Genomic DNA, 19252 nt, shown 5'->3' with positions numbered 1-19252 from the left:
CTCGGTTACTGTGCGCGAATGTCAAACACGCGCACGTACGGCGGCTACCGGACCGGCGGCCTGTGGGTCGCGGCCGGGATCTCGTTCGGTGCGGTGGTCGTCGGTTCGGCGCTGGCGCTGTTCGGCATGCTGGAGTTCGACGAGCGGTGCGCGCAGGGGTTGGTGACGGGTCCGGGCAAGCTGGGGGACATCCGGAACCAGGCCTTTCCCCCGGCCACGATCTGCGAGTTCGAGCACGGGGACGTGACGTCCGTCGGGGGAGGGTTCGTCCTCGGCGGGCTGCTCTGGCTCAGCATGCTGATCCTGGTCGTGTGTCTGTTCGCCGCCCTGATCGCGGAGTGGTTCGAGCCGGAGCTGGGCGGCCCGTTCGTGGAGCCGGTCTCCAGGGCCGCGAAGCTGCGCCGTACAGCGGTGGCGTTCTTCGTGACCGGGGCGGCGTTCCTGATGTTCTACGCGCTGGCCGGTTGGCAGCTGCTCGCGGGCCCCTCGTCCGCCTGCGCGGCGGGCGCGGACTGGGGAACCAACCCGCCGACGACCCTGGACCACAGCTTCCTTCCCCCGCAGGCGACCTGCCGGTTCACCAGCGGTACGACGCGGCAGCTGAACCCGGACTGGGTGGCTTCCCTGGCAACGGAGTTGGCCGTGCCGGCGCTGATCGCCGGGGTGGGGTTCGGGCTCGCGTGGTGGCGTCGGCGGGAGGAGAGGCGGGCGATCCGGCAGCGGGACGCGGCCATTCCGTAGTGCGCCGAGACAGACCGTTTTCACCTCCGAGGACTCGCTCTCGGAGGGCGGCCAGTACTACAGCGACGAACTCGGCGGCCCCCACTACTACTACTACTACTGGACCCAGAGCCGACTGGGCCAGGTCACCGTCGCCGTCGTCGGCCGGGGCGCCAAGGGCAGGACCGAGGCAGAGGTCAGAACCGCCATGAGCCAGGCGATAACCCAGATGTTGCGCGACGTCGAGACCGAACTGGGGGCGGCCGAATGAGCGAGCGTCTGCTCCCCACCGACCCCTCCTCGATCGGCGGCCACCGGCTCCTCGCCCGCCTCGGCGCGGGCGGCATGGGCGTGGTCTACCTCGGCCGTACGGAGGCCGGGTCACTGTCCGCCGTCAAGGTCATCCAGGCCGAGTACGCCGACGAGCCGGACTTCCGCGCCCGCTTCCGCCGCGAGGTCGAGGCCGCCCGCCGGGTGACCAGCCCCTGGGCGGTCCCCGTCACCGGGGCCGACCCGGACGCGGTGGAGCCCTGGCTGGCCGCCGTCTTCGTGCCCGGACCCTCGCTCGGGGAGGCCGTCGTACGGCATGGTCCGCTGCCCGCCCGGAGCGTACGGATCCTCGGCCGGATGCTCGCCATGGCGCTCCGCGAGGTGCACGCGGCCGGGCTCGTCCACCGTGACGTCAAGCCCGCCAACGTCCTGCTCGCCGTGGACGGTCCGCGCCTGATCGACTTCGGCATCGCCCGCGCGACCGACGAGACCGCGATCACCTCCGCCGACATGGTCGTCGGCACGCCCGGCTTCCTCTCCCCCGAGCAGGCCGAGGCACGCGGCGCGGAGGTGGGCCCGCCGCGCGACATCTTCTCGCTGGGCTGTCTGCTCGCGTACGCGGCGACCGGCCGCCCGCCCTTCGGCACCGGCACGGTGGACGCCCTGCTCTACCGCACGGTCCACGACGAACCCGACCTGGCCGGCATCGGATCCGACGACGACGGCGACGCGGAGAGCGGTGACACGGACAGCGGCGAACTGCTGACGCTGCTGCACATGTGCACTTCGCGGTGGAGGCGTACGACGCGCTGCTCTTCGTCGCTCAGGGACTGGGCGGGCTCGGCGCTGTCGAGGTCGAACGGGGCGCCATGGTGCGCAGGCTCCGCGCGTCCAGCTACAAGGGCCTCGCCAAGACCATCGCATTCGACGCGGGGACCGAACAGTTCCACCTGGTCAACGGCCTTTTCCTGCACCGGGTGGAGAACGGCGCGCCGCGCTTCTTGGGGCGGTACGACCAGCTCGGGAAGACCTGAGCACCATGTACAGCCCTCACGCGACCTCGATCTCGAAGACGACCGGACAGTGGTCGGAGGCCTTGGGTTTGTCCATGCCGACGCCCATGAGGCGGGGGCCCGTGTACTTGTTCGCCCGCAGTGGCAGCCCCTTGCGGTAGATCTCGGGGACCACGGTGGTAGCGGCGGCGAGCGAGGCCGACGGCAGCAGGTAGTCCAGCTGGTGGTATTCGTCGTCCTTGGCGTAGTAGTGGGTCCATTGCTCGTCCGCGGGCAGCCGGGTCACGACGTTCTCCACCTGGTCCCAGCCGACCAGATCGCTTATGCCCGGAGTACCCTCCTCGTCCGTCGCCAGGTAGTCGTTGAGATCTCCCAGGACCACGAACGCACTGTCGCCCGGGTTGCGGCCGAAGCGCTCGGTGACCAGCTCCATGACTTTCGCGGCCTGCTGCACTCGCTTCTCGCGGGTCTCGCTCCGCCCGCCGCTCATCGACTTGAAGTGGTTGACGTACAGCGTCACCGTCCGCGTCGAGGCGCCCGCCCCGACCTCCACGTCGACCTCGAGACAGTCCCGGGAGAACAGGGCCGTCGTAGGGCTGATGGGGTCCAGGAAGTGCTGGTGGGAGCGGATGTGGGTGATCGGGAACCTGGAGAGCACGGCCACGTCGATCAGCCGCGGATCGTTTCCGTCCACCCCGGCGACGTACGGATAGGCCGCACCGAGCGAACGCGCGCGGAAGTGCTTGAGCGTGTCCACGTTCTCCACTTCCTGAAGAGCGAGCACGTCCGCACCGACCTCGCGCAACGCGGCCCCGGTGATGGCCTTGTCGTCCTGACCCAGCTCGACGAACTGAGTCCGATCGACTATCCACCCCCGCTTGTTGGCATCCGCGGGATTCACACCTTCTTTGAAACGCCAGCGCGCGAAGAGGTTCTCGACATTGAACGTGGCCAGTCGCAGGGTGGTCATCCGGACCTCCGAAAAGAGGCAAGAAAAGGGGAGGGAAGGGGGGGGAAGGGGAAGGGGGGAGAGCAGAAGGGGGGAGAGAACGGGACCGGCGACTCGAAACCACCCCTGTGGTTCCCTCGTCATGTTTCCCCTTTTCCCCGTACTTCCAGCTTCCTCCAACGGACCCGACCCGCAACCTCAGCGGCCATCAAGCCCGGACAACCGACATCCGACATCCGACAACCGGCAACCGGCAACCGGCGACTGACAACTGGCGGCCTCATGGAGATGCGCGCACCCTGGAACCAGGGCTTCCCTACACGGCGAGTTCTGTCTGCGCTGCCGGCGCCGATGCGGAGACGAGGTCGTGGCGGATGTACCACTCGGTGGAGAGCAGCAGTTCCCGTTCGGCGGGGGCGAGCCCGGCGATCAGCCCGGGAGCGGCTCCCCGCTCGACCTCGGTCTGGTGGGCCAGCACAGCGGCGACCTTCTGCTCCAGCCAGGGCCTGACGTCGACGGTCGCGCTGACCGTCTCGTCCGGCACGGTGAGCATGGCCTTGCCGGTGGGGGCGAGATGCCCGCCCCACGCGGCTGTGGCCGAGTGCGGATGCGTGGCCAGGTACAGGACGCTCGGCTGCCAGGGCTCACCGGCGCCCGGGTAGAGCCGCTCAAGTCCGGCCGCGTGGACGGCGAGCAGGGTCACCCGGTGCGTGTGCACATGATCCTCGTGCCCGGTCAGCCCACCGTACGCATCATGCGTGACCACGATCTCCGGCCGGAACTCCCGGATGTGCGCGACCAGTTGCCCGACCGCTTCGTCGAGCGGCGCGTCGAGGAAGCGTGGCTTGCCCGGGGCGGACTGCGGGACACGGGAGTCGGCGTAGCCGAGCATGCGGGGCGCCTCGGCGCCGAGAATACGAAGCGCTTCGGCGAGTTCGGCGGCGCGGTGGGTGGTTGCGTCCCAGGTCGCGGTGACAACTGCGGTACGGGCACCGGAGGTTGAGTGGCGGGCGAGGGTGCCGCCGGCGGAGATGGACTCGTCGTCGGGGTGGGCGAAGACGGCGAGGAGGGTGGGGAGGGGCATGGGGGTGCCTTCCGGTGCGGGGCGAGGCGTACGGATCATAGGTAGGTCGGTGCGAGTTGTGCGCTCTCGACGAGATGGAGGCGAGTGTCGTCATGGCCGAACCTGATCCGGTGGACCTGATCCACTTGGAGGACGCGGACGGAACCCGCTGCATCGTGCGCGTCACCGGACGCTCCGAGCCGGGCGTGCTGACCGGCCACGACATTCTGTACGCCGAGGTGCAGGTGCTGGTATCCGCGAGCGACGTCGACGCCGGGCTGGATGTGTACCTCTTCCAAGAGGACCTCGACGACTGGCAACAAGACCTGTCCGACCTTGCCCCGGGCCGACAGGCCACCATCGGAGGGGACCGAGGCCTGAGCCTCACCCTCCACATGAACGAGGACGGCCAACTGCGGGTCGCGGTCGAAGACCCGGACCGTCTCTCGACGCTTCTGGTAATCCGCCCGGAGGGTGACTGGGTCCATGAGCATCAGCAGCGCCTGGAACAGGTGAGGCAGACCTGGCCCAGCGAAGTCGTCGAGACGGCACCGATGACGTACGAGTGGAGCCCGAACCGCAGGCGCTGAACCCTGTTCGCCGGGCCTGCTTGCTGCCATGCTCCTCCGACCACGCCAACGGGGGTAGTCGTGCAGCTGGTTCCGGTTCACTCACACGTCGATTTCCACCTCATCCACAACAGCAGCGGCGAACCGAAGACGCGCATGCGTCTCCGCCGCCCCGACCACGGCCCCGAGACAGCCAAGGTCGTCTGCCCCACCTGCCGGAAGAACGTCACCATCCGCGTCCTGGACGCCGGGGAGACGCGGCGGCGTCAGCAGTTCTTCCGCGGGCTGGCCTGGATATTCGCGGTGGCCACGATCCCCTTCGCGGTCATGACCGTCTACGGCATCACCACGGACTCCGAAGGCGCGGGAAACGGCGGACTCTTGCTGACGGTCCTCAGCGCCGTGATCGCCGCGAATCTGGAGTACCGGGTGCGGAACACCGGGGTGTCGGCAGCCGGGTTGGGGTTTCACTACACGCAGGTGATCCATTCCCGGGGGGACCGGTCGCAGCGCTGGACGCGCGTACGGGCCTGGGTACGAGCGTCCAGAGGTGGCGGCCCGGCCCGCTGAGGCAGAGGAAGTGGGGCAGCGCCGGTCAGCCACGACTCTGCAGGCCACGGTTGCTGAACTGCTACTGGTGCGCCAGATCGCCGCACCAGCACGCGAGGGTAGCGCGGACCGCCGCGCGTCGACCCGACCGGTGACCGTGTCAGAGGGCCGGGCGGCGTCGCGCGATCCGCACGGCTACACCACAGGACGGGATGTGACCGTGAGCAGCCTTTAGCTGCGGAGAAATGGCGATTTTCACTCACAAGTGCAGCAGACATCGCCGATGATGTGCATATGCGCCTGCGTGCAGACTTGGCAGGGCCCGATACGGCTCGCCAACGCTGAGGGGAGCCTTCCTTCTGCGTAGGGGCAGTGCCAGTGAGGGGAGTTGGCGTGTCCGGCGGGTCACGGCAGTCGGCGTACGACCAGTGGCAGAGCGCACTGGAGCAAGAGTTCTTTGGTCGGCGCATGTCCGGCCACGCGGCGGTCTTCTACGTGGACGAGCGGACGGAAGGTTCGCTGATGCTCCGCCACGGCCTAGCCGTGAGACTGGCAGACTCAGTGAGCGCAGAACTGTACTGGGGCCGACCTACTGAAATATTTACCCGTCTTGAGTGGCGCTGCCAACAATGGGCTTACGGGCACCGGAATGACGCTCCGCCGAGCTTGCCGCTACTCGCGGCAAGTGTGCTGGCTGCCTCCAAGATGGCGTCGGATGGGGACATTTCGTCCTCCAATTACTACAGGCGACTAGCTGACGTGTTTGGTGTCGGCGAGCACGAACAGACCACACTGCGCGCCCACTTCAAATCTGTGGCTGACATGTGGGGAGCGCTGGACGCCTGGCTTGAGGTGCAAGGCGGCGAGCGGGGCTACAGCACGATCTCCGGCGACACCCATCTGACGCGCATCGGCTACCCGATGTCCCAGGCCCTTTTGAGGGAGCAGGACCGGCGTATCCTCACTACCTTCTTTGCAGCCATGGGGGTCAGACCTGGGAGCCCCGAGGAGTACCCGGGACAAGAGATCATCCGGCTCCTGCGGCTTTGGACCTCAAGAAATCCGCATGGCCTGTCCCGCACACTGCTTAAGGTGCTCCACACAGCGGGCACTGGAGCCGAGGCCGTCGACAAGCGTGCAGTTCTAGCCAAGCTGTTGGAGCGCCTGGTCGAGCATTGGGACGGCAATCTCTACGAGGATGGTCCACGTGTGAGGCGTGCGTCCGCCTTGCGTCTCGTGCTGTCTGGGCGGGCCCGGCAACTGCACTGGGCTGCTGAGGCGGCACAGGGAGCCTCAGCGACGACGGTCCGCTACGAGGCGTTGAGTGTTGACTACGAGCTCGTGGACCCCTACGGGGGACTCTACCGGGGCTTGGAGGAACTCGACGTCACGGCAGATCAGTTGAGGCACGGGTTGGTTCTTGAGGGAAACGATCTCTATCTGGAATGGCTGCCTCAGCCATTCGTCTTCTTCGCAGAAGACGAATACAGCGGTGACTTCGTCAGCGTCGGCACTTTCAGCCCCGGTGAGCCGCACATCCTCCTTGTGCCGAACAGTGAACTCGGCGACGTGCGCTCTGTGCTTGGCGAGATTGCTGACAACACCAGAATCGTCGAACGTAAAGCGCCTCTCACGGGCTGGACGCTGATTAAGAACGTTGACTTGAAGAGCGAGGTCACCCCCGCAGCCCTACTCAAGGGCGGTGGTCCACACACCGCGCACTTCGTCCCGTCGACCCGTCGCGGCATCCGGTTCATCGGTGGTCTTGGGATCGGCAGAGATCTCGGCCCTCACCATTACCTCCAGCGCGGTGTCCCGGACTGGCTGCTTCCGCGTGATGTGTCCAAGGGCGAGACAGTGTTGCGAGTCACGCTGAGTAACAACGATCAGAATGATTCCCATGGCTTCCCACTACAGGAGGTACTGAGGCCCTTCCCGGCGAGACTGATGCCTTTTGCTGACGGGTTCTACCAAGTCAGCACGCCAGACCAGGGAATGGCAACATTTACTGTTTCATCGGGGCTGTGGGAAAAGCAGGCTCCTGGTACCGGAAGCATCGGACATCTCTGTGATGCGTCGGCGGAGAGCGAAGCCAAAGCGCTGGATCCCGAGGTGTCGGCGATCCGAGGCGCGGAAGCTCCCGCGAAGTTGACGCTGCCAAGGACTCTATTGGTCCCGCGAAGTGTGAAGGAACTTGTGCTTATCGGGGGACACGGGGAACTGCTCTCGCTGGACCTGCCCGATATCCCGGAGTGGATGAACGATCGCCTTCCTCTCCAGGCGTATGGCTACCACGCAGAGGTGACCGTCCCCGAAGGCTATGTGTGGGTGATCCAGCGCTCGCGGCAGCGGACGACGGTGAAGAGCCTGGCGAGCGGTGCGCAGACATCGGATCCGGCTCCGGCGGCCGACGATACCGAGTGGGCTGAGGCGGTGCTGTCCGCAGCCCAAGCGGGGAGCGGTCCCTTGTGGAGTGCATATGTCACGGCAGCCGGGGAGGTGCTGAAGTGACCAGTGTCAAGACCGATGTTGGCGGATTGCTGTTGCGCTGGGCTAGCGAGGTGGGATCGGGGCACATCACGGACCTGAAACGCGGCGCTACATGGCTGGCACGTAGCGAGAATCTCCCCATCTCACTTGGCGCGGCGGGTCGATGGATTAGGGACTGCCAGTCGCTGGGACATCTCGACGTCGACTGGCGTACAGGCCGCTGGTGTGTGGCTCCCGGCGTGCTCACCGGGCTGCCGTCGGCAGATGGTCTTGCTGCCCTTGTGGGCAGCCGTACGGCCAGGTTTGAAGAGCGTGTGACGCTAGCGGAGTTGGAAGACCTGACGCTCATTAGAGTGCCTAGTCAAATCCCTGAGACCGACATTCCGGTGCCAGATACATGGCTGGTGCAATACGACGAGCCTAGGGCGCTCCCTGAGACGGCAGCAGGGCTCGGCGTTGAACACTGTGACTGCTTCGCTATCCAGGCAACTGCTTTGCTGCCCTCGCTTGTGCTCGGTCCGCCAGCTGCGGATCCAGCCTCTGGCACTCCACTGGAAATGTACGACCTCAGCTTGCCCCAGCCGATATTCGTGCCAGTCAAACGCTGGGAAAAGGACGGGCTCTACCGATTCAGGCGCGCCGATCACCGTTTGGTGTGCCAGATTTTCAGGGAAGGATCCTGGCATTCTGTATCCCAGGAACGCGGAATCTACCTGGAGCTGGACCGGCTTGGGATTGAATCCCGAAGGAATCTTCGCTGGTTTCCGGAGGAAGGGCGCGGGCGAGAGCGTTTCGGCCGACTCATCGTAGACTGGGGAAAGCCTTTGCCGGATCTCCAGCGGCGAATTGCTGTCATGTGTACAGCTCTGCCTCCCGAATTTGGGGAAAAATACAGGACGATTATCTATAGCAATGTCCCTCGTGCTGTCGCCGAGCGCATTGCAATGTCACTCAAGCAAGAGCTCGGTGACAGGAACGACTGAGGAAGGCGTCAAGGGTGTCCGGAGATAAAAATTCCCTAGATATCAATGGATCTTTTGAACAGCTACGTGAGGCACTGTTCCGTTACTATGACACTCCATTTGGTCTGGCGAACCGAAAACTCATGGAAGAGCGCCGCGAACTCCTTGATGTAGATGGAGGAGCATGGCGCAGACCGCTGATTGAGATCCGTCCGCAATATAAGTCCAGCGGTATGAGTATCGCGGCGTCAGTGGCGGAGGCGGACGCACCCCAAGAACTTGCCGAACTGATTAGTGCGGGACTGATGGAGGGCATCGAGAAGATGCACTCTCACCAGCACCAGTCCCTGGTCGCGGCCATTCGGCGTGGCAAGGACGTCGTGATTACTGCCGGTACCGGCTCCGGCAAGACAGAATCGTTCATGGCGCCTGTTCTGGCCGAGCTGGTTCGGGAGTCTGAAGGTTGGATTAGCGGTACTCCAGCAAATCCGGGGAAATGGTGGTCCGGGCACGGGGGCGCGTACGTACCGCAGCGGCGCGGTGAAACTGGGCACAAGGCAGCGGTACGCACTCTCGTGCTATATCCAATGAATGCCTTGGTCGATGACCAGATGATGCGGCTGCGCAAGGCCCTTGACAGCGATGCGGCGAGGCGGTGGGCCGATAAGTACCGAAACGGGCACCGATTCTATTTCGGCCGATATACGGGAACTACTCCGGTCACGGGCGATGCGGGAAATAAACAGGCAGTGGGGAAGCTCCGCGCTTTGCTACAGGAGACCGAAAAGCGCTCTGCACGTGCCAGAGAGATTTTCGCAGACGGTGACGAGCAGTACTTTGTGCCGCGTGTCGACGGTGCCGAGATGAGGTCGCGATGGGACATGATCGATTCCCCGCCAGACATCTTGATCACCAACTATTCAATGCTGAATATCATGCTTCAACGGCCCGAAGAGGACACGATCTTCGAGCAGACCCGGCAATGGCTGAATGACGATCCCACGGCTAAGTTCACTTTGATCATCGATGAGCTACACATGTACCGGGGCACGGCCGGCACCGAGGTCGCCTACCTCCTGCGGAATCTGCGCAATCGGTTGGGACTCGATCAGCGTCCAGAGCAATTTAGAGTTCTGGCCGCGTCGGCCTCCCTTGACCCGCAACGAGACGGTGAATTTCTGGAGGAGTTTTTTGGGATTCCGGAAAACCGCTTTGAGGTGCTGGGCGGAGAGCTCGATCTCCCGATGGCGGAGACTTCCGATATCTCAGAGCATACGGAAAGGCTGAGCGGGATTGCGGAGTCTCCCTCAGGTGTTGAGTCTGCGCAGGTTCTGCAAGAAACGGGTGGGCATCGCGCACTCGTCAAGGCGCTTCATGATGGAAATAACCTTGTCGCGCGACTCGATGAGGAAGCTGCCTTGCTTCTCTTTCCACGCGCAGATGAAAAATTGCGGATGCAGGCGTTCCGCGGTCTCCTCGCCGCCCTCAGGACCGCAGACGAAAAGCTGACAGGTCAGCTGCCCAAACTCCGGGGACATCTTTTCTTCCGAAATATCCCCGGAATTTGGGCATGTTCAGATCCGAATTGTTCGGGTGTGAATCGTACCGATGACGACGACCGCACGGTGGGTAAGCTGTTTGCGCGCCCGACCTCCCGGTGTAACAGCTGCACATCCCGCGTCCTTGAGCTCCTCTACTGTCAGAACTGCGGCGACGTGATGCTCGGCGGCTACGCACCAGCGAAAGCGATAGTCGCAAAGAGATTTGATGCCGACCTGTTGCATGATCTGCCGGATCTTGAGGCGCAGGCCGAAGGTGCGTCGGTGGGCGCCAGTGCGGCGAATTACGTCGTCTACTGGCCGCGTACACGGGAACCGGTCATCGATGAGCCTCAATTTTCATGGAAGAGGTCGTCAGAGGGATCAGCCCGGAGCGCCGAATTCAAGTTTAAACGCAGCAAACTCAGCCCGCGAACAGGACATCTGGCCAACACTCGTGAACACAATGAGGCGACGGGGTGGTCATTCCATACAAGGATTCCTCAATCGCGGCAGGGAAGGCAGGCGCTCAGGCTGGAGGATCTTCCTGCCGCTCCGACCCAGTGCCCCGCCTGCGGTGACAACTGGGAGATTCCCAGGATTAAGTCTGGAGCGCTGAGCCTGGCTGATCGGCGGCGAATGAGGACGCCCGTACGGTCCATGCGCACCGGCTTCGAGAAGGTCAACCAGGTTCTTACAACCAGTGTGCTGTCGGCTCTGGATCAGAAGAAGGCAGTTGTCTTCTCTGACAGCCGCCAGGACGCTGCCAAGATTGCGGCCGGCCTGGGCCTCCGTCACTATCAGGATCTTCTCAGGCTGTTGCTAGCTGAAAGGGTGGGAAAGCAGGGAAATCCTGTCGCCGATGCCGAGCTGGTTCGGAAGTACTTCAAGCGAGAAGGGCCGGTTGATGCAGAGGTCGCTGCGGAAGCGCTCGCCCGAATGCAATCGCGAGACGAAGGCGCTGTGGTTGCGCTCAGAAAAATTTGGAGTGCGGATCCGATCGATGGAGTCCCTGACCCGGTCAGGGAGGCGGACCTTCTCGCGCATCTCGGTAAGTTCCCGAGCCTTATGGCTCATTCCGTTGCGATGGAAGAGGATCTCCTCTCCCTCGGTGTGAACCCCGGTGGTCCCAAGGAGAGTCTGGAGCGAGTGGAGTGGCAGTCGGGCTCACATGACCTCGCTTGGTCCTCCCTTTATGACTGGAGCAGAGAGAAGATCGAGCCCCGATTTGGACTTGAAGAGCGCCAGGAAAAGCTTCTGAAGAGCATTCAGGAGTCACTCCGGAGCGAGGTGCTGAGTGGCCTCTTCGGGAGTGCTGGAAGGGACTTTGAGTCCTTGGGACTCGGCTGGCTGAGCCTTGCGTCGGACGCGCTCCCCATCATTGCAGATCCTTCTTCGGACATGGCACTCGTACGAGCTAGCCTGCGCGTACTTGGTCACCTGCGCCGCTTTCGTGAGCTGCGTGACGGGTTGCCGGAGGCGCCGGCCCCGTTGCGGATCTTCTGGGAAGCGGTGGCTACAGAAACTGGACAGGATTTGGCGGATGTGCGTAGCCGCGTTGAACGGGCCTGGGGTGATGCTGTTGTCGAGTACGTCATCAACCCCGAGAAGGTAAGTATCCGGCCCGCCGGCGATCACATGTGGGTATGCGAGAAGTGCAAACGTAAGCACCTGCACCGGGGAGCTGGTGTCTGCACTAAACCCAAGTGCGGGCGTCCACTACCAGTCGATCCTGAGCCTGTAACTAACGCGGGAGACGACTACTACGCTTGGCAAGCGGCTGAGGGCGAGGGAAGGTTCCGTCTCAACTGTGCGGAGCTGACCGGTCAAACGGACCGTCTCGACGCTCAGTCAAGGCAAGCCCGCTTTCAGGACATCTTCCTTGAAGACACGGAGATCAAGGGGCCGGACAGCGTTGACGTCCTGTCGGTGACGACGACCATGGAGGCCGGGGTAGACATTGGCTCATTGGCTGTCGTGCTGATGGCAAACATGCCGCCCACTCGATTCAACTACCAGCAGCGCGTGGGGCGTGCCGGTCGTCGTACGGCTCCTGTTGCGCTCGCGCTGACTGTTTGCCGCGGACGCAGTCACGACGAGCACTACTTCCAGGCACCGGAGCGGATCACCAACGACGAGACACCCGAGCCGTACCTGTCGACGGATATGCGCGACATCTTTGAGCGGGTTCTCGCCGCTGAAGTCCTTCGCCGAGCCTTCGCGGAGGTCGGCGGTGTCGCAGTTGACGGGGAGGAGTTGGATCCGACGCGTAATGTGCACGGTCAGTATGGAACTGTTGCGGACTGGGAGCGCGTACAGGTATCCATCAGCAATTGGATCGACGGACACCGCCAGGACATTGCTCGAATCGCGAATGCACTCGCGGCCCATACCCAGGAACCGGAACAGGCTCGGCACGCAATCCGCTGGGTCCAGAGCAGTCTTGTCAGAGAAGTTGGCGTGATCGCGCGCGCCGAGCATGGCCATGGTGACCTTAGCCAGCGTCTAGCCGAAGAGGGGTTGCTGCCTATGTTCGGCTTCCCCACGAGTGTCCGCTACCTGTACACGCGTAAGCCCAACAGGGCCTACCCTTGGCCGCCGGCTGGCGTGGTCGACCGTGGTCTGCCCATTGCGGTATCACAGTTCGCACCGGGTGCGGAGACAGTGAAGGATGGAGCGGTCTATACATCCGTCGGCGTCGCGAACTACCAACCTGCAGGGTCTAATGTGCAGGCTGTTCGCGATCCGTTGGGTCCGGCGAGACACATCGGAATCTGCCGCGCATGCTCTCACGTGGAGGAGGGCATCACGCCGCTACCAGCGGCGGAGGACGACGAGCCGCTGGTTTGTCCTGCCTGCACCACGGCCGACGGAATGTACACCCACATCGAACTCAGGGAGCCTGAAGGCTTTTTTGCGCCCCCGAGAGAGCCCTTCAAGCGGGACTTCGACGGGAACTTTTCCTGGCAGGCCCGCTCTCTCGCGCCCAGGACCGGAACGAACCTGGATACCGAAGCGCGTGAGCGCAACGTCGGGCCAGAGACCATTGCCGTCCACGCCGGCAAGGGGCGCAGGTATGCGGTGAATGACAACGGAGGACACCTCTTCAGGTTCGCTCCTGTCCAGAGCTCAAACCTTTGGTCTGGCGCGTACGCCGAACTCGGCGTGATTGAGCGGTCCTCGCTGATCAAGGTGTACGAGGAACAGGCTGTAAGCGTGGCCCTCGGCGCCACCCAGCGGACTGACCTCTTCCTCTTCGGCCCGCGTGTACCTGTCGTCCGCGAGTATGGATACAGGCTCGATCTGTCGCCCGTGCCCCATGTCAATGGCTTCCCCGACGACCGTACGGGCCGTAAGGCAGCCTGGTACTCGCTTGCAGCACTGCTGCGCAAGTCCGCAGGGGCGCTGCTCGACATCCAGCCCGCTGAGATCGCTGCCGGTATCCATGGCGCGGTGACCAAGGACATCGGCGCTAGGGTTTTTGCCTTCCTCTCTGACACCCTCGATAACGGTGCTGGCTACTGCACGCACCTGGCGGAGCCGGACGTCTTCGATCAGTTGATGCGGGCAACAGACGCCATGCTGGCGAGGTTTCGAGAGGGCAACCATGGGCTTGAGTGCCGTGGCTCCTGCTACGAGTGCTTGCGCGACTACACGAACATGGCCTATCACCCGCTCCTGGACTGGCGGCTGGCAGCCGACCTGCTGGGGATCATGCGCGGTCAGAAGCTGGGCGTAGACCGAGAGAACGCGAGCACGTTGTTGGGGAACTGGGCCGCTGATACAGAGGGTGCCGGGCCCGTGGTGGAGCTGGACAGCCATCCTGTGGTGTTCTTCGATGAAACAGTCGTGGTCGCGGTGAAGAGCCCCTTTGAGATGGTGGGGAAGGATCTGGAGAGCGAGCGGATCACCAAGGTGGGTGACGAGATTGCTCAGCAGGAGGGATGGGACGTGGAGGAGGTCGTCTTCGTCGATGACTTTCTCCTGGATCGCGTGCCGTCTCGGGTCACTGTCCAGCTGGACAACTTCTTGAACCGGTAGCTGACGAAGCCGGGTGCCCTGCCGCAACTCTGGCTACGGCAGGGCACTTTCGCTTGGCGGCTCAGCTGAGCTGCCTGTTCCGCAGGGCATGAACAAAGTCGGTCCAGGCTGTGGAGTCGACTAGGAGTCGGCCCTCGTGCGGTTGCTTGCTGTCGCGTATGACCGTGCTGTCGGCGAAGAGGGCCGCCTCAACGCACTCAGTCTCATTACCGCCGCTGTACGACGACTTGAACCAGGCGGGGGCGGCAACCTCAGTGTTTGTTCTCGGCATCCTTCAGGTCCTCCTTGGCATGGCTGATCAGCTGCCGTGATGCTTCGATGTCCAACGCTTGGGCGCGCAGGTATTCGAACGCAAGCCGGTAGCGATCCAGTTCCGCCTCCTTCTCCATGAAGACAGATCCGACATGAAGGTCGACGTACACCACGTCCAGCGAAGGTTCGGCGCCGCCGAGGATGACGAAGCTGCCGAGGGCTGCGCAGTGTGCGCCCCGAGAGAAGGGCAGAACCTGAAGCGTGATGTTCTCCGACTCGCTGGCGACGAGCAGATGGCTGAGCTGCTCGCGCATGATCGCGGGGGAGCCCATCACGCGGCGGATGACGGATTCATCAAGGATGGCCCAGAGATGTGGCGCTTTGGGGCGGCTGAGGATCTCCTGGCGTCGCATGCGGATGTCCACGAGGCGCTCGATCTCCTCAGGCAAGCGGCGCATCTCGTTGGCCTGTTGGAGTGCAGTGGTGTAGCTCCGGGTCTGTAGCAGCCCCGGAACGTAGACGCAGGAGAAGTGGTCCTCGCGCACCGCCTCGTCTTCGAGTGTGAGCATGAGGTTCATGGTTTCGGGGATGTGGTCGGCGAAGGAGCTCCACCAGCCCTGCTGCTTCGCGTCCTTGGCCAGAGCAACAATGGCCTTGCGTTCGGCGTCGCTTGCTCCGTACTCACGGCAAAGGGCATCGATGACAAGCCACTTGACGGGCCCCTCGGTTGTCTCGTACCGGCTGACGGTGGCTTTGGACACTCCAACGAGCTGACCGGCTTCCTCCAAGGTCATCCCCTTGCGGGCACGTAGCTTGCGCATCGTCGCACCCAGATGGCGTCGGCGGGTTGTGGCCCTCGCTGACATGCGGATTTCCTTCCAGTCGCTCCGGAATGCTGCCCGGAGGTCCCAATGAGGCTAGATCGCCCACGAGTTGACGCAGTACCAGATTCACTCAATCGATTCACGTGAGAAGTTACATAGCAAGACTTCTCGCTGCCATACTCGCATCGAAGCGCTACGCAGTGCAGTCGTACGGATACGGCAGGCGCAGCACTGATGTGGCAAGCGAGGGAGCAGTGACATGACCAGTCGTGACACCAGCCAGACTCCGCACCGGTACGTGCTTCCGTTCAGAGCGTTCCCTGAAGTTCTCAGCAGCCTCCGGCGGAACGTGAGAGCGGAGCTACGCTCTTGGGGCCTGCTTGGCCTTGTTGATGAGGCCGAGCTCGTTGTGACCGAACTTGCGACGAACGTCTTCAAGCACGTTGGCGCGGGAAGTGCTGCGACTCTTGTCCTTGAGCTGTTCACCGTCGGTGTCCGCGTGGAGATCCACGACACGAGCTACGAGGTGCCAGCCCTGACTGAGGCGGGGTGTGCATCAGAGTGCGGCCGAGGGCTTCATCTGCTCGTTGAGATGGCGCGTGACTGGGGCACCGTCGTGACAGGTTCCGGAAAGGTGGTCTGGTGCGAGCTACTGGTCGCGGCGGACATCGCATGCGCCAGCATTCAGCGGGCCAACAGGGTCATTGGCGAGTACCGGGAGCTGGCTGGAGAAGCAGCCCTTCCTCTGCTCAGCTGTCCGCAGGCACAGGGAGAAGCAGCGACCAAGTTGATCGGAGATCTGCTTCATTGGCTCGCGGCCCAGGGCTGCGATCCAGACGAGGTCCTTGACCGTGCGCAACGGCACTACGAGGCCGAAGTAGACGCTGCCGCGTGATTTCCCAGGCTGGTCTGCGACGTGGACTGTGCCATCTCGGCCCGCAGGGTGGCAGGTGTGCGCCAGGATTCTCCGGAGCGGCTCTTGTGGCACATCCGGTGGCAGTTGGCGCACAGGAATGCCAGATCGTCCAACCTGGTCTCGCGGGGGCCGGATACGTGGAGGGGCAGGACATGGTGAACCTCGATGTAGCCCCTGCCGAGGGAGCCGTAGAAGCGGCCGAAGTCGAAGGTGCAAACTTCGCATTGCAGAGGCTGGCCGCGCTTCTCAGCCTGAGCAATCTTGAGGTCCCGGAGGCCGCGGTCGCGTTCCCGGTACAGCGCCCGGCGGGCGAGGAGCCGGCCTTCGATGGCATAGTTCCCCCGGTCGTCGACCTCGTCGGGATCTTCGGGAAGCGTGTGCAGTTCCCCGCTGCTGATCGCTTCGCGCAGCGCCGCAGCAGCTTCAGACATCTCTGTGGGGCGGTCTCTGAACGCGGCGACAGTCTCTTGGTCCAGACGCCCCCCTTTGGTGGAGACGCCCGTGTACTCGGCGTGCAGTGTCGCCAGGTTCGAGGATTTGAAGCGGACGCTGCCTGTGGACCGGAACTTGGGGTTGGCCTGGGCCGCGCCTTCGTGAATAGGCAGCGACCGGAGCAGGTCAGAGAGATCCGCTATGCGGGGATCTCCGAGGTTGAGGCTTTTCCATCCGTTCTCAACGACGAGAGCGCAGGCCAGCAGCAACTCGTCACGGGTCCATGCAGGGCTCGTCGGCATGGGCAATATCGTATGAGTGTTCGCTGTCACGTGCGGGTCGGTCGGGCCGCAGTGGTGGGTGACGCACACTTGGAGGCGGTCGCGTTGTCAGTGGGGTCTGTCACCCTCTGTAGTGGCTGGTGGCAATCGGCATCAGTCGGGAATGTCCGGAAGGAGGGTGCATGACCAGCACCAAGAGGAAGCTCACCTCTGTTGAGATCTGCGCTGGGGCGGGTGGCCAGGCGCTAGGTCTCCACAGGGCGCTCTTCAGGCATCTTGCGCTGATCGAGATCGATTCGAATGCGATCGCGACACTTGAGGCGAATGTCGTGGGCAACCAGGAGTGGGAAGGGTGCAAGGTCAAGCAGGCCGACCTGACAAAGCTCGACCCGGTGGAGTTGAGGGGGGAGTTGGGGCTGAAGGTAGGCGATCTGGATCTCCTCGCCGGCGGAGTCCCGTGCCCGCCCTTCTCGGTCGCTGGCAAGCAGCTGGGACGAGATGACGACAGGGACCTGTTCCCGGACATGCTCAGGCTTGTCGACGAGTTCGAACCCAAGGCCGTGATGATCGAGAATGTTCGGGGTCTGCTTGAACCCGAAGCGAAGTTCCGGGAGTACCGCAACTGGATCCTGGGGCAACTCGCGGACATGGGCTACGAGAAGTGCTACTGGGAAGTCCTAGAGGCCAAGGATTACGGAGTTCCGCAGCTTCGCCCGCGCGCAATCTTGGTGGCGCTGAAGAGCGCTTATGCCCCCTTCTTCTCCAAGAAGAAGCCAGCAGCGCTTCCTCTCGTGACAGTGGCGAAGGCCCTAGAGGACTCCATGCGTGATCGTTTCAACGACGCCAACGATCCCCGGGCCGACGACAGGTTCAAGGTGTGGTTCGACAAGGCATCGAAGGGCGTTGCACCCACACTCGTCGGCGGTTCCAAGAAACATGGAGGCGCTGACCTCGGCCCCACCCGTGCGAAGAAGGCGTGGGAAGTGCTGGGTGTATGCGGACTGGGCGTCGCGAACAAGCCAAAGGAAATGCACCGCCTAGAGAGCAAAGAGCGTGATCTCTTCGCTGAAGCCGGCCCGAAACTCACGGTCACTCAAGCGGCGATCATCCAGGGATTCCCTGAGGACTGGAAATTCACAGGTAAGAAGACCGCCGCATACCGGCAAGTAGGGAACGCGTTCCCGCCGCCAGTAGCGCAGGCGGTTGGGGAACAGATCAGGAAAGCGCTTGAGGCTGCACGGAAGGCCGGAGTGGTGGCGCAGGTGCGGCAGAAGCGGGCCGATGACAGCCGGGAGTTTGATAGCGGAGAGCTGTTCAGCATGGCTGATCTCTCAGCTGGAACCATCCCGAAGGCGGCTGACCGTAGCGGCGATCTTGAGAGCGCAGTGGTCGGGTGACTCGTGCTCCCAAAACCGAAGCACGGTCCACCCGGCTTCGCGGAGGCGTTCATCGGTGTCTCGGTCACGGGTCACGTTTCGCGTGACTTTGTCGGACCAGTAGCCAGGGTTGGTCTTCGGTGGGGCGTAGTGCTCTGGGCAACCATGCCAGTAGCAACCGTCGATGAACACGGCTAGCTTCGCCGGACGGAAGATGATGTCTGCCGTCCGGCGAAGCCCGGGCAGCGGCTTGGCTGCTACCCGGTATCGCAGCCCCTGTGCGTGCAGAAGGCGGCGCACCAGCAGTTCCGGCTTTGTGTCTCGGCTCCGGATTGCCTGCATGTTCCGGCGTCGGGCAGCCGATGAGGCCCAAGACCCTTCCGGTGGTACCCAGTTGTTGTCGCTATCCATCCTCAGAAATGCCTGCATTCTTGAGCACGCGTAGCTTCTCGTTCTTGCTGAGCGACTTTGTCTGTCGTACTTTATTTCGTACTACGGCTGGAATCATGTCGAAATCTAGGTCGAGTGACCGGAGTTCGTAGACGTTGATTCCTTCCACTTCGTGCCAGTCGACATCGAATCCAAGCTCGCGGAGTTCCCGTGTCCTTCGTTCGGTGTGGACGTGGTCGCCGGTCACGATACGTAGCATCGCTGCTGGTACCGGACGGGACAGGTTCTCTTGGAGCAGAGAGAAGAGGCGCTCGTGAGTCTTTCCGCCATAGGGGGCTCGTAGGAGTCGCTCCGGGACGGTCTTTTGGTAGCGGGAACGCATTTGCTGCTCGATCTTCGAGTGGAGCGATCTGAACTGGGGATTCTCGGGCGGCAGATGCATCAACATGCGGGCCTGCATAGCACGGGCAGTGATGTCCTTGGCGTAGGTGTACGCCTCGAACAGCGACTGAGGGTCGCTATGGGATGAGATCTCCGAGAGGAGATTGCTCAGGGCGTGTTCAGCATCCGGCTTAAGCTGCTGCCACTGGTCTTGCGGAGACTGTTGGTTGACCATG

At 63.2% G+C, this 19252-nt stretch carries 16 protein-coding genes and 1 pseudogene; 10 read left to right on the top strand and 7 right to left on the bottom strand.

The features are described from left to right. Positions 1 to 18 precede the first annotated feature (18 nt). The 3 genes and pseudogenes from ACWCRB_RS05555 to ACWCRB_RS05545 all read left to right on the top strand — a co-directional run bounded on the left by ACWCRB_RS05555 (position 19) and on the right by ACWCRB_RS05545 (position 2024). The gene (locus ACWCRB_RS05555) at positions 19 to 741 is read left to right on the top strand and encodes a hypothetical protein (RefSeq protein WP_450994789.1); all 723 of its coding nucleotides are present in this window, start codon (positions 19 to 21) and stop codon (positions 739 to 741) included. Between the two features lie 246 nt (positions 742 to 987). Further along, positions 988 to 1782 (top strand): annotated as a pseudogene (locus tag ACWCRB_RS05550) (serine/threonine-protein kinase); the annotation flags it as partial. Next, the gene (locus ACWCRB_RS05545; protein WP_450994788.1) at positions 1770 to 2024 is read left to right on the top strand and encodes a hypothetical protein; all 255 of its coding nucleotides are present in this window, start codon (positions 1770 to 1772) and stop codon (positions 2022 to 2024) included. The pseudogene ACWCRB_RS05550 and the gene ACWCRB_RS05545, both read left to right, overlap by 13 nt. 16 nt (positions 2025 to 2040) lie before the next feature. Here ACWCRB_RS05545 and ACWCRB_RS05540 read toward each other — a convergent pair whose 3' ends face one another. Further along, positions 2041 to 2973, bottom strand: a complete 933-nt coding sequence (locus ACWCRB_RS05540; RefSeq protein WP_450994787.1) for an endonuclease/exonuclease/phosphatase family protein — start codon at positions 2971 to 2973, stop codon at positions 2041 to 2043. A 295-nt stretch (positions 2974 to 3268) separates the two neighbouring features. Beyond that, positions 3269 to 4036 carry a PIG-L deacetylase family protein gene (locus tag ACWCRB_RS05535; RefSeq protein ID WP_450994786.1) on the bottom strand — a complete coding sequence of 256 codons (768 nt, stop codon included), beginning with the start codon at positions 4034 to 4036 and terminating at the stop codon, positions 3269 to 3271. Between the two features lie 92 nt (positions 4037 to 4128). On the opposite strand from ACWCRB_RS05535, the gene ACWCRB_RS05530 reads away from it, so the two are divergent. The 5 genes from ACWCRB_RS05530 (at position 4129) to ACWCRB_RS05510 (ending at position 14164) form a co-directional block, all read left to right on the top strand. After that, the gene (locus ACWCRB_RS05530; RefSeq protein ID WP_450994785.1) at positions 4129 to 4605 is read left to right on the top strand and encodes a DUF5959 family protein; all 477 of its coding nucleotides are present in this window, start codon (positions 4129 to 4131) and stop codon (positions 4603 to 4605) included. Between the two features lie 135 nt (positions 4606 to 4740). Continuing rightward, positions 4741 to 5154 (top strand): hypothetical protein, encoded by a 414-nt coding sequence (locus ACWCRB_RS05525; protein WP_450994784.1) that lies wholly within the window; start codon positions 4741 to 4743, stop codon positions 5152 to 5154. Positions 5155 to 5601: 447 nt separating this feature from the next. Further along, the gene (locus ACWCRB_RS05520; RefSeq protein ID WP_450994783.1) at positions 5602 to 7644 is read left to right on the top strand and encodes a hypothetical protein; all 2043 of its coding nucleotides are present in this window, start codon (positions 5602 to 5604) and stop codon (positions 7642 to 7644) included. After that, the gene (locus tag ACWCRB_RS05515) at positions 7641 to 8606 is read left to right on the top strand and encodes a hypothetical protein (protein ID WP_450994782.1); all 966 of its coding nucleotides are present in this window, start codon (positions 7641 to 7643) and stop codon (positions 8604 to 8606) included. The genes ACWCRB_RS05520 and ACWCRB_RS05515 overlap by 4 nt, the downstream gene beginning before the upstream one ends. Before the next feature lie 14 nt (positions 8607 to 8620). Beyond that, entirely contained in the window at positions 8621 to 14164 is a 5544-nt protein-coding gene (locus ACWCRB_RS05510; protein ID WP_450994781.1) for a DEAD/DEAH box helicase, read from the top strand. A gap of 61 nt (positions 14165 to 14225) precedes the next feature. Here the strand turns inward: ACWCRB_RS05510 and ACWCRB_RS05505 are convergent, their stop codons facing one another. Next, positions 14226 to 14435, bottom strand: a complete 210-nt coding sequence (locus ACWCRB_RS05505; RefSeq protein ID WP_450994780.1) for a DUF397 domain-containing protein — start codon at positions 14433 to 14435, stop codon at positions 14226 to 14228. Beyond that, positions 14416 to 15282: a helix-turn-helix domain-containing protein gene (locus ACWCRB_RS05500; protein ID WP_450994779.1), complete on the bottom strand. Its 867-nt coding sequence runs from the start codon at positions 15280 to 15282 to the stop codon at positions 14416 to 14418. Before ACWCRB_RS05500 ends, ACWCRB_RS05505 begins: the two co-directional genes overlap by 20 nt. A 217-nt stretch (positions 15283 to 15499) precedes the next feature. Between ACWCRB_RS05500 and ACWCRB_RS05495 the strand changes: the two genes are divergently transcribed. After that, positions 15500 to 16135: an ATP-binding protein gene (locus tag ACWCRB_RS05495; RefSeq protein WP_450994778.1), complete on the top strand. Its 636-nt coding sequence runs from the start codon at positions 15500 to 15502 to the stop codon at positions 16133 to 16135. Here ACWCRB_RS05495 and ACWCRB_RS05490 read toward each other — a convergent pair. Then, entirely contained in the window at positions 16105 to 16890 is a 786-nt protein-coding gene (locus ACWCRB_RS05490) for an HNH endonuclease (protein ID WP_450994777.1), read from the bottom strand. The two genes, ACWCRB_RS05495 and ACWCRB_RS05490, sit on opposite strands and share 31 nt — an antisense overlap. 161 nt (positions 16891 to 17051) lie before the next feature. On the opposite strand from ACWCRB_RS05490, the gene ACWCRB_RS05485 reads away from it, so the two are divergent. Beyond that, positions 17052 to 18266: a DNA cytosine methyltransferase gene (locus ACWCRB_RS05485; RefSeq protein ID WP_450994776.1), complete on the top strand. Its 1215-nt coding sequence runs from the start codon at positions 17052 to 17054 to the stop codon at positions 18264 to 18266. Here ACWCRB_RS05485 and ACWCRB_RS05480 read toward each other — a convergent pair. Beyond that, the gene (locus ACWCRB_RS05480) at positions 18201 to 18656 is read right to left on the bottom strand and encodes a very short patch repair endonuclease (RefSeq protein ID WP_450994775.1); all 456 of its coding nucleotides are present in this window, start codon (positions 18654 to 18656) and stop codon (positions 18201 to 18203) included. The genes ACWCRB_RS05485 and ACWCRB_RS05480 overlap by 66 nt on opposite strands. Beyond that, positions 18649 to 19251, bottom strand: a complete 603-nt coding sequence (locus ACWCRB_RS05475) for a hypothetical protein (protein ID WP_450994774.1) — start codon at positions 19249 to 19251, stop codon at positions 18649 to 18651. Before ACWCRB_RS05475 ends, ACWCRB_RS05480 begins: the two co-directional genes overlap by 8 nt. Between the last annotated feature and the right edge of the window lies 1 nt (position 19252).

Source organism: Streptomyces sp. NPDC002156 (genome assembly GCF_053593675.1).
This window is presented reverse-complemented; position numbering and strand designations above follow the sequence as displayed.